Source organism: Brachybacterium vulturis (assembly GCF_043641765.1).
In the GTDB taxonomy this organism is placed as follows: domain Bacteria; phylum Actinomycetota; class Actinomycetes; order Actinomycetales; family Dermabacteraceae; genus Brachybacterium; species Brachybacterium vulturis_A.
Genome location: NZ_JBHZRO010000006.1, coordinates 1 through 15,004 on the forward strand (window position 1 = coordinate 1; position 15,004 = coordinate 15,004).

At 72.4% G+C, this 15,004-nt stretch carries 16 protein-coding genes and 1 pseudogene; 12 read left to right on the forward strand and 5 right to left on the reverse strand.

Annotation, left to right across the window (positions count from 1 at the left end; all coding sequences use genetic code 11):
• A pseudogene (locus tag ACHUEU_RS05960) lies at positions 1 to 290 on the reverse strand (hypothetical protein); the annotation flags it as partial.
• Between the two features lie 610 nt (positions 291 to 900).
• Here ACHUEU_RS05960 and ACHUEU_RS05965 point away from each other — a divergent pair.
• Both ACHUEU_RS05965 and ACHUEU_RS05970 read left to right on the forward strand, forming a co-directional pair.
• Positions 901 to 2,157: an AAA family ATPase gene (locus ACHUEU_RS05965; RefSeq protein WP_394214991.1), complete on the forward strand. Its 1,257-nt coding sequence runs from the start codon at positions 901 to 903 to the stop codon at positions 2,155 to 2,157.
• A 43-nt stretch (positions 2,158 to 2,200) separates the two neighbouring features.
• Complete coding sequence (locus ACHUEU_RS05970; protein ID WP_394214992.1) at positions 2,201 to 2,698, forward strand: DUF1648 domain-containing protein; 498 nt, start codon at positions 2,201 to 2,203, stop codon at positions 2,696 to 2,698.
• 10 nt (positions 2,699 to 2,708) lie between these two features.
• On the opposite strand, the gene ACHUEU_RS05975 is transcribed toward ACHUEU_RS05970, so the two are convergent.
• Positions 2,709 to 3,794 (reverse strand): MerR family transcriptional regulator, encoded by a 1,086-nt coding sequence (locus tag ACHUEU_RS05975; protein WP_394214993.1) that lies wholly within the window; start codon positions 3,792 to 3,794, stop codon positions 2,709 to 2,711.
• 148 nt (positions 3,795 to 3,942) lie between these two features.
• Here ACHUEU_RS05975 and ACHUEU_RS05980 point away from each other — a divergent pair, with 148 nt between their 5' ends.
• The 10 genes from ACHUEU_RS05980 (at position 3,943) to ACHUEU_RS06025 (ending at position 12,591) form a co-directional block, all read left to right on the forward strand.
• Positions 3,943 to 4,983 (forward strand): GNAT family N-acetyltransferase, encoded by a 1,041-nt coding sequence (locus tag ACHUEU_RS05980; protein ID WP_394214994.1) that lies wholly within the window; start codon positions 3,943 to 3,945, stop codon positions 4,981 to 4,983.
• 77 nt (positions 4,984 to 5,060) lie between these two features.
• Positions 5,061 to 6,278, forward strand: a complete 1,218-nt coding sequence (locus ACHUEU_RS05985) for a beta-propeller fold lactonase family protein (RefSeq protein ID WP_394214995.1) — start codon at positions 5,061 to 5,063, stop codon at positions 6,276 to 6,278.
• Positions 6,275 to 6,742 carry an SRPBCC family protein gene (locus ACHUEU_RS05990; protein ID WP_394214996.1) on the forward strand — a complete coding sequence of 156 codons (468 nt, stop codon included), beginning with the start codon at positions 6,275 to 6,277 and terminating at the stop codon, positions 6,740 to 6,742. Before ACHUEU_RS05985 ends, ACHUEU_RS05990 begins: the two co-directional genes overlap by 4 nt.
• A 53-nt stretch (positions 6,743 to 6,795) precedes the next feature.
• Positions 6,796 to 7,269 carry a DnaJ family domain-containing protein gene (locus ACHUEU_RS05995; RefSeq protein WP_394214997.1) on the forward strand — a complete coding sequence of 158 codons (474 nt, stop codon included), beginning with the start codon at positions 6,796 to 6,798 and terminating at the stop codon, positions 7,267 to 7,269.
• Between the two features lie 14 nt (positions 7,270 to 7,283).
• A complete protein-coding gene (locus ACHUEU_RS06000) occupies positions 7,284 to 8,015 on the forward strand; it encodes a VOC family protein (RefSeq protein WP_394214998.1) in 732 nt (243 codons plus the stop codon).
• A complete protein-coding gene (locus ACHUEU_RS06005; RefSeq protein WP_394214999.1) occupies positions 8,012 to 8,374 on the forward strand; it encodes a DoxX family protein in 363 nt (120 codons plus the stop codon). Before ACHUEU_RS06000 ends, ACHUEU_RS06005 begins: the two co-directional genes overlap by 4 nt.
• Entirely contained in the window at positions 8,371 to 9,615 is a 1,245-nt protein-coding gene (locus ACHUEU_RS06010; protein WP_394215000.1) for an MFS transporter, read from the forward strand. Before ACHUEU_RS06005 ends, ACHUEU_RS06010 begins: the two co-directional genes overlap by 4 nt.
• A 102-nt stretch (positions 9,616 to 9,717) precedes the next feature.
• Positions 9,718 to 10,497 carry a DsbA family protein gene (locus ACHUEU_RS06015; protein WP_394215001.1) on the forward strand — a complete coding sequence of 260 codons (780 nt, stop codon included), beginning with the start codon at positions 9,718 to 9,720 and terminating at the stop codon, positions 10,495 to 10,497.
• A 1-nt stretch (position 10,498) separates the two neighbouring features.
• Entirely contained in the window at positions 10,499 to 11,377 is an 879-nt protein-coding gene (locus ACHUEU_RS06020; protein WP_394215002.1) for a cytochrome c biogenesis CcdA family protein, read from the forward strand.
• Positions 11,374 to 12,591 carry a hypothetical protein gene (locus tag ACHUEU_RS06025; RefSeq protein ID WP_394215003.1) on the forward strand — a complete coding sequence of 406 codons (1,218 nt, stop codon included), beginning with the start codon at positions 11,374 to 11,376 and terminating at the stop codon, positions 12,589 to 12,591. The genes ACHUEU_RS06020 and ACHUEU_RS06025 overlap by 4 nt, the downstream gene beginning before the upstream one ends.
• Positions 12,592 to 12,711: 120 nt before the next feature.
• Here the strand turns inward: ACHUEU_RS06025 and ACHUEU_RS06030 are convergent, their stop codons facing one another.
• The 3 genes from ACHUEU_RS06030 to ACHUEU_RS06040 all read right to left on the reverse strand — a co-directional run bounded on the left by ACHUEU_RS06030 (position 12,712) and on the right by ACHUEU_RS06040 (position 14,911).
• Complete coding sequence (locus ACHUEU_RS06030; RefSeq protein ID WP_394215004.1) at positions 12,712 to 13,125, reverse strand: BlaI/MecI/CopY family transcriptional regulator; 414 nt, start codon at positions 13,123 to 13,125, stop codon at positions 12,712 to 12,714.
• The gene (locus tag ACHUEU_RS06035; RefSeq protein ID WP_394215005.1) at positions 13,122 to 13,322 is read right to left on the reverse strand and encodes a hypothetical protein; all 201 of its coding nucleotides are present in this window, start codon (positions 13,320 to 13,322) and stop codon (positions 13,122 to 13,124) included. The genes ACHUEU_RS06030 and ACHUEU_RS06035 overlap by 4 nt, the downstream gene beginning before the upstream one ends.
• Before the next feature lie 77 nt (positions 13,323 to 13,399).
• On the reverse strand, positions 13,400 to 14,911 hold the full coding sequence (locus ACHUEU_RS06040) for an amidohydrolase (protein ID WP_394215006.1): 1,512 nt from the start codon (positions 14,909 to 14,911) through the stop codon (positions 13,400 to 13,402).
• Positions 14,912 to 15,004 lie beyond the last annotated feature (93 nt).

Consider the following 15,004-nt stretch of genomic DNA (forward strand, 5'->3'; position numbering starts at 1 on the left):
AGCACCCGGGCTGCTTCGAGGCTGCCCGGCTCCACCTCCTCCAGGATGTACTCCTCGGACAGTGCGCGCCGCGCCCGGACCCGCCATGTCGAGGAGTCGACGGAGGAGGGGACGGCAGGACCGGTGCGGACATGTCCGGGATCCTCAGCGGCGGCCTCGCCGGCCGGGCCAGGGCCCTCGACAACGAGATCCCGAGGCCTGTCGGCGTCGTCGTGCGACCTGCCGACCGCGCCATGCGTCCCGCCGGAGGCGTCTGTGCGACCGAACTCCTGGTCCTCGAACTCACCCACCGTGTCCACCTCCTCTCCGCGCCAGAGCACTTCTCGAACCGCATCTGCGATATCCCTCAACCCTATTCCCTGCGCACCTGATACTGAAGAGTCAGTGCGAAATGGGGATGAATCTGTGGATAACTGCTGTGTGTGGAGGAACGGTTCTGTGGATAACCGCGAGGTGTGGAGGAACGGTCCGCGCAGGCGACCCGCGAGCGACTCGCAAGAACAATGTCTGACCAGGTCGAGAGGCGCTGCGGGCCGGGGTTGCGCCTACCTGCCGTGCGGGCTGTCGAGACAGCCTCCGGTGTGGCGGGCACCCAGTTCGCAGAGGGAAGAAAAGGGGTGCTCAACAGCTCATCGATCGAAGTCAAGAGGGGTCCGGATAATGTGCAAAAAGCGGAGCGTGGAGGAAAGGTGGGCGGCACTTTCTGTCGTCCGCCTCTTTCGTTTGCGGCACCTTTCCTCCTCGGCACCACCCTCCTCCCCGGCCGCCTCCCCGTCGGCGCCTTCCCCTTCGGTGCAGCCCCTCGCCGGGCCGCCGCACCGGAGCCCTCCCGCGACACCTGCCCGCGCCGCCCACACGCGAGGCCTGTACATACAACGACATACAGCGCACCATGGCTCCATGGCGACCTCTTCCTCGAACCGCATGCCGCCCTCGCACCGCACGACATCCACGACCCCCGGGGCCTCCCGCACCATCTATGAGGCCAACCCCTTCACCCCCGGCTTCGGCCTCACGCCGATGATCCTCGCTGGACGCGAGGTGGCGATCGACGAGTTCACCGCGGCGCTCGCCGGGAACATCCCCGAGGCGCGGGCGATCCTCATCTCGGGCGCTCGCGGCTCCGGCAAGACCGTGCTGCTGACCGAGTTCCGGGAGCTCGCCCTCGAGTCGGGCTGGACCGATCTGCGGATGCACACCTCCTCCACCTCGCTCACTGAGGAGCTGCGCAGCCAGGCCATCGCCCGGCTGCGGGAGATGGATCCGGAGGCCGAGACCTCCCACCTCACCTCCGCGCGGGCGTTCAACGTCGGCGCCTCCCGGGATATCGTCCGGCGCTACGAGGGGGAGGGGGAGGTGCTCGCCACGGTGCTGGATCGTCTCGCCCAGCTGTGCGACGAGGACGGCGGTGGCCTGCTGATCACCCTGGACGAGCTGCAGTCGGTGGACCGCGACCAGCTGCACGCCCTCACCCAGCACGTGCAGGACCTCATCGGCTCCGGCCATGCGGTCGCGTTCATCGCTGCCGGGGTGCGCCCGGGGGTCGACGCCCTGCTGGACCACGAGCGCACCACCTTCCTGCGCCGGGCGCACCGGATCGAGGTGGGCAGCGTGGACGTCGGCACCGCGGCGGAGGCGATCCGCATGACCATCGCCGACACCGCACGGACGATCGCCCCGGAGGCGGCGGTGCTGGCCGGCGAGATCTCGCGGGGCTATCCCTACCTGATCCAGCTCATCGGGTCGAAGGCCTGGCAGAACAGCGGTGACGCGGAGACCATCGAGCTCGAGGACGTGCGCGGCGGGCGGGACGCCGTGATCGCGGCGATGATCAAGAACGTCCACGGCCCGGCGCTGCGCGGGCTGAGTCCGCGCAAGCGCGAGTACCTCCACGCGATGCTCGAGGACGAGGGCCCCTCCGCCGTGGGCGACATCGCCCGCCGGATGGGCATCGACCCCCGCAACCAGTCCACCTACCGAGAGCGGCTCATCGAGGAGGAGCTGATCCGCCCGGCCGGGCGCGGCTTCGTCGAGTTCGCCCTGCCCTACCTCGGCGACGCCCTGCAGCACGAGGCACGGGAGGGGGTGGGGGCCGATGTCGAGCCCGACAGGGGAGTGCGTCGTTCCCATCGGGCCCGGCGCAAGGGCCGACCATAGTTGATGGTCAGGGCACGGTTGCGTCGGTAGCGTGGACGACGCCATGAACTCGAGATCCGCCGATCCGTCCCGCCCCGCCCGCGGCGGCACCACCGGGCCCATCACCCGCGGACTGCGATGGCTCGGCGTGCTCGCGGCCGGTGGGATCACGGCGTGGATCATCGGGCGGTACCCCTCGCTCCCGGACACCGTCGCCACGCATTTCACGGTGAGCGGTAAGGCCGACGACTGGGGACCGAAATGGTCGATCCTGGTGCTCGCCGGGGTGATGCTGCTCCTCTCGCTGGCCCTCGCCGCACTGTCGGGACGCCCGCGGCTCTTCAACTATCCGGTGGCGGTCACCGCGCGCAACGCCCAGGCCTTCTACCGCGAAGGGGAGCGGATGCTGGTCGGAACGCTGCTCGGGGTGGTGCTGCTCTATCTCGGGATCGCCTGGTCGGTGGTGCTGACCGGCGGAACGGCGCTGACCGTCAGCGGTGTCGTGCTGATGCTGGCCGCGGCGATCACCGGGATCGTGCGCCTGGTGCGCGCCGGGCGCTGAGAGCCCGCCCTCAGACCCGGGCGAGGGCGAGCGCGAGGTTGTCCGGTCCCCCGGCGCTCAGCGCCAGCTCGACGAGCGACCCCGCCAGCGCCTCGAGATCCTCCGTCCCGCCGGTCAGCGCCTGGGCGAGGACTGCGGAATCCACCACGGCGTGCAGCCCGTCGGTCGCCACCAGCACCAGATCCCCCGGGGCGAGCCGGCGCATCAGCAGATCCGGGGCGGTGGGGGCGCCCGCGGCGAGGGCGCGGTTCAGCACGGCACGCTCTGGATGCGCGGCGACCTCCTCGGGGGAGAGCCGGCCCGCTTCGACCAGGGAGCGCAGGCGGGTGTGGTCCTGGGTGACGTGCTCGACCTGCCCGCCGTGCACCCGCACCACCCGGGTGTCCCCGAGATGCGCCACGTGCAGTCGATCCCCATCGAGCACCGCCGCGGTGAGGGTGGAGCCGGCATCTCCCTTGGTCGGTACCAGCGTTTCCACCGCGGACCACGCCGTCTCCAGCGCGGTGAGCGGCGCGGCCGACGGGTCGGCCCCGAGCTCGCGCTCGAGCGCCGCCGCGAGCGTCGACAGGATCCGCGACGCGAGATCGTCCGCGCTGCCGAAGCCGTCGGCGACGGCGAGCAGGGTGCGCCCACCGGGAAGCTCGCGCACGAGCACGGCATCCTGCTGGGCGGTGCGCACCAGGCCCTGATGCAGCGCCGAGGCGGTGCGGGGCGCAGCGGTGGCTGAGGTGGGGGAGATGGTCATGATGTCCTCCGAAGGGAGCTCCCCGAGATCACGGGCGAGGGCGGTGACGGCGGCGGCGCGGGAGAGGGCGTCGGCCTCCTCCTGCCGCCACCACGAGCGCAGCTCCGCAGCAGCGGCGCCGGTCTCCAGATCGCACAGCACGCCGATGCGGGCGAGCCCCATCCCGAGGCCGCGCAGCGCGGCGATGAGTCGGGCCCGCTGCACCTGGTCCGTCCCGTAGGAGCGGTAGCCGGTGAACGGGTCGACCCGGCGCGGCACCAGCAGCCCCGAGTCGGCGTAGAGGCGCAGCGCCTTCGGGCTCAGGCCGCTCGCGGCGGCCAGCTCCCCGATGCTCAGCAGCGTCTCGTCCATGCGATCCTCCGTCATGCCTCACCCGATCTCCCGGGCACCGGGACCGTCCCGGTGATGACCACGCTCCGGATTGACCCGGGGGAAGAGTCAAGCCGTGCGCCGGAATAATCCGTCGACCTGCACCGAACCGTCGTGATCCACTGCCCCTATGCACCTGACGATCCGTCCCCTGGACCCCACCTCCGAGGTCGAGCTCGACCAGTATCTCGCCCTGGACAGGGCGCTGGACGAGCACACCTACGGCGGCAGCGAGGCCCAGACCCGCGAGCAGCTGCGCGCGCAGCTCGTCGACTCCCCGTACGGGAGCGTGCGGCGCTGGGTCGCGATCAGTGAATCGATGGATGGCGGCGAGAGCCTCGTCGGCCGCGCCAGCACGTTCATGCCGCTGCAGGAGAACCTCGAGACCATCTCCGTCGGCGTCTCCATCCATCCCGCGTTCCGCGGCCAGGGGATCGCGACCGCGATGGTCCAGGAGGTGCTGCTCCCCGCGATCCGCGAATCCGGCCGCACCCTGGTCGAGGGGTACGGCGAGATTCCGGCCGACGGCGACGCCGACGCCCCTGAGCTGCCGGTGAACCGTCTGGCCCGCCGGGTCGGGATCACCCGCAAGAACCTCGCCGTCTGCCGCGCGCTGCCGCTCCCCCTGAACGAGACGCTGCTGGAGACGCTGCAGGCCGAGGTCGAGGAGGAGCTCGGCGAGTACCGCATCGAGCTGTGGGACGGCGAGATCCCCGAGGAGCACCTGCTCGCCTACGGCCTGCTGCTGCGCCAGCTCGAGCTCGACGAGCCCGACGAGGAGGTCGAGCACGAGGCGTCCGAGTACACGCCGGAGCGCATCCGCGAGAGCGAGCGGCGGATGCGCGAGGAGGGAATGGATCGGATCCTTGCGGTCGCTGTCGCGCCCGACGGCGGCTTCGTCGGGAACTCCGAGGTGCACGTCCACACCGCGCCGGGCAGCACGCTCGGCTGGCAGGAGAACACCCTGGTCATGCCCGAGCATCGCGGGCACCGGCTGGGGCTGGCGCTGAAGGTCGCCACCCATCGTCGGCTGCGAGAGCGGGCCCCGCAGCTGCGCTCGCTGGTGACCTGGAACTCACATGTGAACCCGTGGATGATCGGGATCAACGAGAAGCTCGGGTACGAGATCCTCTACCGGGAGCTGGTGCTGCAGGGCCGTCCCTCGCTCTGAATCCCCGACACGCCGTCCCGCCTCCCGTCCCCTGCCGCACCTCGGGCTAGGTTCGGCGGCACGGGAAGGGGCGGTAGATGACCGTGCAGGCGAAGCACCGCAGGAAGTCGCGGCGAGGGCGACCGCATGAGCAGTTCACCATCGCCATCGCGATCCTCTCGCTGGTGATGGCCGGAGGCATGGTCGCCGGCCTCGCGACCAGCGCGATCGGGCCCGACGGCGGGCAGACGGCCGTCGGTGCGGCACCGGTGATGCCGCCGGGTGAGCCCTCGAACACCACCCGCCTGGTGCATCTGGACCGCATCACCGGGGACATCACCCCGAAATCCGTGGTCGCGAGCCCCACCGGCACCGTCATCGCCAACAACATGATGTACAGCCACTCCTCGACGCTGTACGACGCCAAGACCCTCGAGCTCACCGACACCGTGGTGGACGAGGTGGACCTTGCCGAGTTCGGCGTCCCGGAGCGCGCCGGGGTCACCCAGGGCGCGCCCGTCGAGGCGGTGTTCTCGCCCGATGGGCGGTACGCCTACGTCTCCCAGTACCGCCTCCAGGGCCCCGGCGCGGGCGAGGTCGCGCACGACGACTGCCGGGCCGGCGAGCAGGTGGGGCCCTCCGCGGTGTTCCGCCTCGACGTCGCCGCCGGCCAGTGGGACCAGGTGATCGAGGTGGGCCGGGTCCCGAAGTTCCTCTCCCTCTCCGCGGACGGGACGCGCGCCCTGGTCTCGAACTGGTGCGACGAGACCGTCTCCGTGCTGGATCTCGAGGCCGGTGAGGAGATCCGGGTGATCGAGGTGGACGCCGCGCCCCGCGGCAGCGTGATCCTGCCGGACAACCGCACCGCCTACGTCACCGCGATGTACGCCGATGAGCTGTTCCGCATCGACCTCGTCACCGGCGAGAGCGAGCAGGTGCTCGAGACCGGGGACAAGCCCCGCCACCTGGTGCTCTCACCCGATGCGAGCCGGCTGTACATGACCGTCTCCGGCAGCGATCGGCTGGTCGAGCTCGACGCCGCCACCGGCGAGGTGCTGCGCACCGCAGAGACCGGCCGGGAGCCGCGCACCATGGCGATCTCCCCGGACGGGCTGGCGCTGTACATCGTGAACTACTACGCGAACACTGTCTCCAAGGTCGACACCGACACCTTCGAGGAGATCCAGACGGTCGAGGTGGGCAAGAACCCCATCGGCATCACCTACGAGCCCACCCAGCGCCGGGTCTGGGTCGCGAACTACGCCGGCTCGATCGACGTCTTCGACGACACCGCCAGTGGCACCATGGAGCCATGAACCAGCACACCGACGGCATCGTCACCGCTTCCCGGGAGATCGCCGCCCCGGCAGAGACGCTCTTCGCCCTGATCGCCGATCCTGCGCAGCAGCCCCGCTGGGACGGCAACGACAACCTCGCCGACGCCGCCCCGGGCCAGCGGGTGCGCGCCGTCGGCGACGTGTTCGTGATGACGAACCAGAACGGCGCGGTGCGCGACAACCACATCGTCGCCTTCACCGAGGGGCGCGAGATCGCGTGGCGCACCGCACCGCACGGCGAACAGCCGCCCGGCCACCAGTGGGGCTGGCAGCTCGAACCGCTCGCGAATGGCACGACCCGTGTCACCCACACCTACGATTTCACCGCGCTGCCCGCCGAGCAGGAGAAGCGCCTGGCCAAGGCACGCCTGATGACTCCCGAGAAGCTGCTGGCCTCGATCGACCGCCTGGCGGCGCTCGCCGAGGAGGGCGGGCACTCCTGAGCTCGCCGCAGGAACCGCCGGATCAGCCCGTCGATCCCAGGACCCGCGGGCCGATGATGGATCCCGCCGTGGCCCGGATCGAATCGACGATCGAGCAGGCGGTGCGCCGCGGCGACTTCGACGACCTGCCCGGGGCCGGGGAGCCGCTGGACCTGCCCGACTCCCACGACCCGGACTGGTGGATCAACCAGCGCCTGGCCGGCGGCGAGATCGATCGCGAGGCGCTGCTGCCGGTGGTGGTGCTGCTGCGCAAGGAGTACGAGCGGCGCGAGCAGACCCTCGCCGCGCTGCCGCACGAGAGCGCCGCCCGCGAGTACGCCGCGGACTTCACCGAGCGGGTCCACCAGGATCGCCGCGCACACCCGCTCCAGCGGATGCTCGCCCCGACCTGGGATCCGGACGAGGCCGCGCAGCGATGGCGGGAGCTGCGGGCGGCGCCGCCGCAGCCCGAGCCCGCGGTCCAGGATCCTCCGGTCGCGGCCTCACGGCTTCGTCGACGCTGGTGGCGGTTCGGCCGACGGGGATGAGGGAGACTGTCCCCATGTTCCTCGAGAACCTCGGCGTCGATGCCTTGGACCCGCTCCGCCTGGGCCGCTTCTGGGAGGCGGCGCTGGGCACGAGCTCGCTCACGGTGGAGCCCGATCTCCTCGAGACGCGCCTGGACCTCGACGGGACCGCGTACCTCGACCTGTGCTTCGTGCAGGTGCCCGCACCGAACCAGGCGCCGCTGCGCCTGCAGCTCGCGCTGCGCGGCGGGGCGCAGCAGGCCGACGTGGTCGAGCGCCTGCGAGGACTCGGCGCGAGCGACCTCGACAGCGACCAGGGCGAGCAGTCCGGGATCGTGCTCGCCGATATCGAGGGCAGGGCCTTCCGCGTCAGCGGTGGGCACGAGGCGGACTCCAGCACCGGGCCCCTCGCGGCGGTGCTGCTGGAGTCCGCCGATCCGGAGCGGGACGCGGAGTTCTGGGCCTGGCTGAGCGGCTGGGCGCTGGCGCCGGACCGCGGGGCGCACACCCTGCGCCACCCGTCCCTGCATGGACCGCTGCTCGAGCTCGTCCCGGAGCGGGCGCCCAAGCGGCCCGATGCGAAGAATCCGATCCACCTCGACGTGCGCCTCGAGCCGGGCGAGGACCCCGAGGAGATCGCCGCCGAGATCGAGCGGCGCGGCGGCCGCGAGATGCACCCCGACTGGGGAGAGCTGCCCTGGCGGGTGCATCAGGACCCCTCCGGGAACGAGTTCTGCGTGCTGCCCGCGCCGGCGGTCGCGCCGTGAGCGACGGGCGGCGGACCGCCGCCTTCCTGTCCGTGCTGCTGGGGGCGGCCGGGGTCCTGCACCTCACCCGGCCCGCACTCTTCGACAGCATCGTCCCGCCCGTCCTGCCCGGGCCGGCGCGGGCCTATACCTGCGCCTCGGGCGCGGCGGAGCTCGTCGTCGCGGGCCTGCTCGCGCATCCGCGCACCCGCCGCCTCGGCGGGCACGCTGCGACCGCACTGCTGGTCGCCGTGTTCCCCGCGAATGTGCAGATGGCGTACGACTGGCGCCATGCCCGACCGCGGAAGCGGGTGATCGCGCTGGCACGCCTGCCGCTGCAGGGCGTGCTCATCGCGCAGGCTCGGCGCGTGGCGCGATGACCGCGCCCCTGACCCTCCCCGTCGACGGCCTCGAGCGGCGTCGGGTCCAGCGACGCACCATCGCGGTGCTGATCGCGGGCCAGATCATCTCCGGCCTCGGGATCGGTGCGGCGGTGAGCATGGGCGCGCTGCTGGTCGCCGCAGTGACCGGCAGCGAGGCGTGGTCCGGGATGGCCGCGACGATGAACACCCTCGGTGCCGCGCTGTTCGCCATCCCCCTGGCGCTGCTCGCCCGTCGCCGGGGCCGACGGATCTCCCTGACCACCGGAGCCGTGACGGCGGCGCTCGGCGCCCTCGCGGTGGTGGTCTCCGCGGTCCTCGACAACCCGTTCCTGCTCCTGGCCAGCATGGCGGTGCTGGGCATCGGCTCCGCCCTGAACTTCCAGTCACGGTTCGCCGCCACCGACCTGGCGACCGACTCCACCCGCGGCCGGGACCTGTCCCTGGTGGTGTGGTCCACGACGATCGGCGCCGTCGTCGGTCCGAACCTCGCCGAGCCCAGCGATGTCCTCGGCCGCTCCCTGGGCCTGCCGGAGCTCACCGGCGGTTTCGTGATCGCCGCGGCCGCTCAGCTGCTGGGCGCCCTGCTCTACGCGGTCGCGCTGCGCCCGGACCCGCTGCTGCTCGCCCTGGGTCCGCATCGCGCAGTGCCCGCCGGGCCGCAGCGACGGGCCGCGCGGGGCCTCGCGATCCTGCGCAGCAACCTCACCGCCCGCCGCGCGGTGCTGGCCACCAGCCTCAGCCATGCGGTGATGGTGGCGCTGATGGGGATGACACCCATCCACCTGATGGGCCACGGCGCGGACCTCACGGTCGTCGGGATCACCATCAGCCTCCACATCGCCGGGATGTTCGGGATCTCGCCGGTGTTCGGTCTGCTCACCGACCGGGTCGGGGGCCGGGCGGTGATCCTGCTCGGCCAGGTGCTGCTGACGGCGGCGCTGCTGATCGCGGCGCTGGGCTCCCACAGCAACCCGCTGGTCGCGATCGCCCTGGTGCTGCTGGGGCTGGGCTGGTCGGCCTCGAACGTCGCCGGATCCACGATGCTCAGCGGCGCCGTCCCCGTCGAGCAGCGGCCCGCCACCCAGGGCACCTCGGACCTGCTGATGAACCTCGCCGGTGCGGGCGGTGGGGCGCTGGCCGGGCTGATCCTGGCCGGGGTCGGCTTCTCCGGCCTCGCCCTCTGCCTCCTGGTGCCGGTCGCCGTGGTGACCCTCGACCAGCTGGTGCGGCGCCGCTGAGACGGGCGAGAGCTGACGAATGCCCCACATCATTACTATCAACGATAGTAACGATGTGGGAGGGTGGCGCCGGACGCCTCACCCGACCCGACCGGAGGACCCATGTCTCGCGCCCCTCTAGCCGACACCACGCATGCGTCGCGGGACGGCGTCCTGCGTCGCTGGGGGATCCCGGTGGGGATCGCGGTCGCCACAGCCGCGCTGATCGCCGGGGTGTTCTGGGTCCAGCAGGAGCCGGCGACCACGCCCGTGCAGGGCGGTGGGGGGAGCTCGACGAGCTCCGGGCAGCCGGCGGCGATCGAGCATCCCGACTCGGTGGCCGCCCCCGATCTCAGCTCCCAGGAGGGGCGGGATCCTGACGACCTGCTCGCCGAGGGGCCCGTCGACGCGCCTGTCGTGCTGGTCGTGTTCTCGGACTACCAGTGCCCCTTCTGTGCGAAGTGGTCCGAGGAGACCCTGCCGGAGATGCGCGAGTACGTCGAGCGCGGGGAGCTGCGCATCGAGTACCGCGACGTGAACATCTACGGCGAGGATTCCGAGCGCGCGGCCCGGGCGAGCCTCGCCGCTGCGATGCAGGGTGAGCATGCGCAGTACCACGCACTGCTGTTCGAGGACGGCGAGATCCGCTCCGGCCAGGGGCTCAGCGAGGAGTCGCTGGTCGAGCTGGCCGGGCAGATCGGCCTGGACACGGAGCAGTTCGCGGCCGATATGAACTCGGAGCAGGTGGCCGAGACGATCGCGGAGAACGCGCAGCAGGGCATCGAGCTCGGGGCGATGTCGACCCCGGCCTTCCTCATCGGCGGCGCCCCGACCGCCGGTGCGCAGCCCACCGAGGTGTTCACCGAGCTGGTGGACCAGGCGCTGGCCGAGAGCGAGGGCTGAGATGGAGGTCGGACTCCTCACCGCCTTCTTCGGCGGGGCGCTCGCGCTCCTCAGTCCGTGCGGAGCGCTCCTGCTGCCGGGCTTCTTCGCCTCCACCGTGACCTCCCGCGCCGCCCTGCTCCCGCACGCCGTGGTGTTCTATCTCGGTCTGGTGGTGACCCTGGCCCCGCTCGGCGTCGGCGCCGGGGCGCTCGGAGCCCTGGTGATCGGGCACCGCACCCTGCTGATCGGCATCACCTCGCTGGTGCTGGTGCTGCTCGGCGCCCTGCACGCCCTGGGCCTCGGCGTCGATCTCAGCCGGGCCCTCCCGGGCTTCGACCGTCTCCAGCAGCGCTCGACCCAGGGCTCCGGGCTCGCCCGCAGCTTCGTGCTCGGCGCCGTCGGCGGGATCGCCGGATTCTGCGCGGGGCCGATCCTCGGCGCCGTGCTCACCCTGGCCATGGGTCAGGGGAACATGCTCCTGGCCGGGATCCTGCTCGCCGTCTACGGCGCCGGGATGGTGGTGCCGCTGACCATCCTGGCGGCGGTCTGGAACCGCCTGGGCAGCCGGGGCAGGAACCTGCTGCGCGGCCGCGAGTTCACGCTGCTGGGGCGACGCCTGCACACCACCACCTTCATCACCGGAGTGGTGATCATCGCCCTCGGCATCGTGTTCTGGACCACCAACGGCCTGGTCACCCTGCCCTCCCTGGTCCCCACCAGCACCCTCGCCCGCTGGCAGGCGGGCAGCGCCGGGCTGAACGACCCCGTCGTGCAGATCGCCGTGATCCTCGCGCTCGGGGCCCTGGCCCTGCTGCTGTGGTGGCGGCGGGAGCGGCGTCGGCGGCGGGAGCAGGACGCCCCGACCACCATCACCCTGACCCCGGGGAGGCGGCCATGAGGCGCCGCAGCGTCCTGGCCGCCCTGCCGCTGGGTCTGCTCGGCCTCAGCGCCTGCGGTCCGGACGGCGGCGGCGAGCCCGCCGGTCCGGCGCCGGCGGCCCCGGTCGAGCACCCCGAGCCCGTGCAGGTCGGCGAGCTCGCCGAGGTGGTGGAGTACACCGAGGTGCGGCTGCCGCTGGAGATGACCCCGATGGTCGTCGTCGACCCCGGCTGGACCGCCGTCCCCCTCCAGCTGGACGGCATCTTCCTCGGATATCGCGAGGAGGACGATCATCTGCGGTTCCTCGCCGTCGACCAGGACGGCACCGTGCTGTGGCGGGCGGACCGGCCCCTGAGCTGCACCGGGTACGTGCTCACCCGCGGGGCGCAGCAGGCACCGATCGCGGTGCTCGCCGATCTGGCCGCCCCCGAGCAGGACGGGACCGGGGCGATGACCCTGACGGCCTATGACCTGCGCACCGCCGAGCCCCTCTGGGGCCCGGTCGGAGCACCCGGCCCCCAGGCCGCCCCCGGCCTGGTCTATGCGGCACCGACCGCTCAGGCGATGGGGGAGAGGGGCCCGCGCACGGCGCTGTCCGGCGTCACCGGGGAGGTCCTGCTGGACGAGGCGGATCTCGCCGACGGCCGCATCCTCGGCGAGCATCTGGGCGCGCTGCTGCGCACCGAGGGCTCCGAGCTGCTGGCCAGCGGCGCCGCGGGCGAGGAGCTCTGGCGCTGCCCGCTGCCCGCCGGGGTGGCACCGGACCGGGCACGGGTGCGCGGCACCGTCGATCCGACCACCTCCTTCGCCGTGATCGGCGACCAGGACTCGCCCGGTGCGGTGATCGGCCTCGCCGACGGCCGGGTGATCGCCGAGGACGCGGACGCCGTCGCCCGGGATCACGTCCTCGAGATCACCGTGGTCGTCTCGGGCACCACCGTGCGCGGTCTGGAGGATGACGGCACCGAGAAGTGGACGCATGATGACCCCGAGCCGCTCCAGCTGCTCTGCGCCGGGGAGCGCCTGGCCTACGCCGTGCGTCCCGAGGAGGGCACGCTCGTGGTGCTGGATACGAATCATGGGCTGATGGTCCACCCCTACGACGTCGACCGGACCGGGCCGCTCGCCGTCCCTCAGGTGTTCTCCGCGGACACCGCTGCCGCCGTGCGCCTCGAGGAGCAGTACTTCGTGGTCACCACCGAGTTCGACGAGGACTTCGGCCTGCGGGAGTGAGTGCTCGCGGGCCGGGGACCGGCTGTGCTCACAGCGGCAGCGGGCTGCCGTTCCACAGCAGCACGGCATAGGGGGCGATGGCGGCCGCCGCGACGCCGAGCAGCGCGAACAGGGCCAGCGTCACGCCGGCGCCGATCCGCTCTCCGGGTCGCCGGTCGCATCGGGGCCGTTGAGGTACTCGCGCAGCAGCGCGGTCTCCCGCTCATCCATGCCCTGCACGAAGCGCAGGATCGAGGCGCTGCGGTCATTGCTGCTCGACAGCGCCTGCTCCATCAGGCGGGCGGCGTGCTCCGAGCGCGGATGGCGCGGTCGATACCGCACCGAGCGCCCCACCCGGCGACCGGAGACCAGGTCCTTGCGCCCGAGGTTCGAGAGCACCGTGGCGATCGTGGTGTAGGCGTGGTGGTCGCCCAGGCCGGAGATCAGCTCGCGGATCGTCAGCTCCTCGTGCTCCCACAGCTGCTCCATCACCTGCTGCTCCAAGGTCCCCAGGCGCACGTGCTGGAAGGGACGGGAGGCGTCCGTCCCGCTCATAGGATCTCTGTCGATCGGCTCGGCTCCGCGGCGGGGAGCGGGCAGGAGACCTGGCCCCGCAGCCGCGAGAGGACGGCGATCCCGGTCGCGGTGACGACGGCGGTGAGCACCTGCCGGGCGCCCCATCCCCGCAGCGCCGTGGCGAACAGGCGGAGGGTCTCCCCGAGGCGGCGGGGCCAGCGCGAGAGCTGTGGCATGGCCTCCACTATGCCCCATTCATTACTATCGTGGATAGTCGTCGCGAGGAGGTCATCGGCCGCGACGATCCGACCGCTCAGAGCCGGGCCTCGAGCCGTCCGGCCACGACGGTCGCCAGCACCCAGGTCTCCCGCAGCCGCTCCGCCGCCTCCCGGGCCGCGGCGTCCACCAGCAGCCCGTGGGCCCCCAGCGGCACCTCCGCGAAGGGATCCTCCTCCAGCAGCACCACATCGCCCACCCCACCCACCTGCAGGGACGTGATCCCATCGGTCGAGGCGGCGAGGGCCTCGCGGGGCTGCAGCTGCTGCTCGGGATGCCAGCCCGAGCGCTCATCGGCGCTGCGGTGCACGGCGGCGGCCATCGCCAGCCACGGGTCCAGCGGCGCGACCGGGGCGTCGGAGCCCAGTGCGAGCGGCACCCCGGCCGCCAGCAGATCCCGCAGGCGGAACGCCTGGGCGCCGTGACCGGGCCAGAGGGACTCGGTGGCATCACGATCGTCCAGCAGGTGCGCGGGCTGCACGGAGGCGGTGACACCGAGCGCGGCCATCGCCTCGATGTCGTCATCGGTGAGCATCTGCGCGTGCTCGATGCTCGATGCGATGCCGACCTCCCGGATCGCCGTGAGCGCGATCTGTGCGGCGGCGTCGCCGATCGCGTGCACCGCCGCGTCCAGGCCCTGAGCCTTCGCCTGGGCGAGCGCTTCGCGCAGCGCCTCCGGTCCCACGCTCAGCACCCCGCGCCCGGCATAGCCGTGGCCGTCGGTGTACGCATCACGGGTAAACGCCGAATGGGAGCCGAGCGCCCCGTCGACGATCACCTTCAGCGGCCCCATCGTCACCAGGCCCCGCGCGTCCAGCGCCATGCCCGTCGGGCCGGGGGCGGCGGCGAGCTCCTCGGGATAGACGGCCGTGCGGATCCGCATCCGCGGCGCGCGCTGCGGCCAGCTCTCCCAGGGCCGTCCCCACTCCATGTCCACCAGCCCCACCACCCCGCGCTGCAGGGCCTGGCGCTGCATCATCGCCGCCCCGGTCGCGACGGCATCGGCCACCCCGGGCAGCACCGGCAGCAGGGGGACCACCGCGAACCACTCCTCCTCGGCCACGATCCCGTCCCGCGGGGGCAGCTCCAGCCGCTCCAGCGCCGCCGAGTTCAGCCAGGCGTGGTGGGCGTCCCCGCCGATCAGCACCGTCGGCACCGAGCCGGTCGCCTCGTCGAGCGCCGGGACCGTCGGCTGCACGGCGAAGTCCACCAGGCGGTGCCCGAAGCCGATCAGCGCCTGGTCCGCCATGCCCGCCTCGCGGCGGGCGGCGAGCTCGGCCCGCACCAGCTCGAGGATCACGCCCACGCTGCCCGCGCCGCCGGTGTCCAGGCGGGCATGGGCCTGCGCGAGCTGTCCGGTGTGCACATGCCGGTCCCAGAGCCCGGGGATCGCGAGCGCCCCCTCGCCGTCCAGGACCTCCTCGCCGGGCGCGGGGCGGAGGCCGGGAGCGATCTCGGAGATCACGCCGCCACGGATCCGCAGGTCCAGCGGCGTGTCAGGGGTCTCGCCCGTGGCGGCGTCGAACGGCCGCACCTGTCTGATCAGCACCGATCCAGAGTAGCCCCCGCAGGGCAGGGCATGACGACTGTCATGGGCAGCGGGTGATCGCGGGGACTGGGGCGCAGCGTCTGTGGCCGGGAG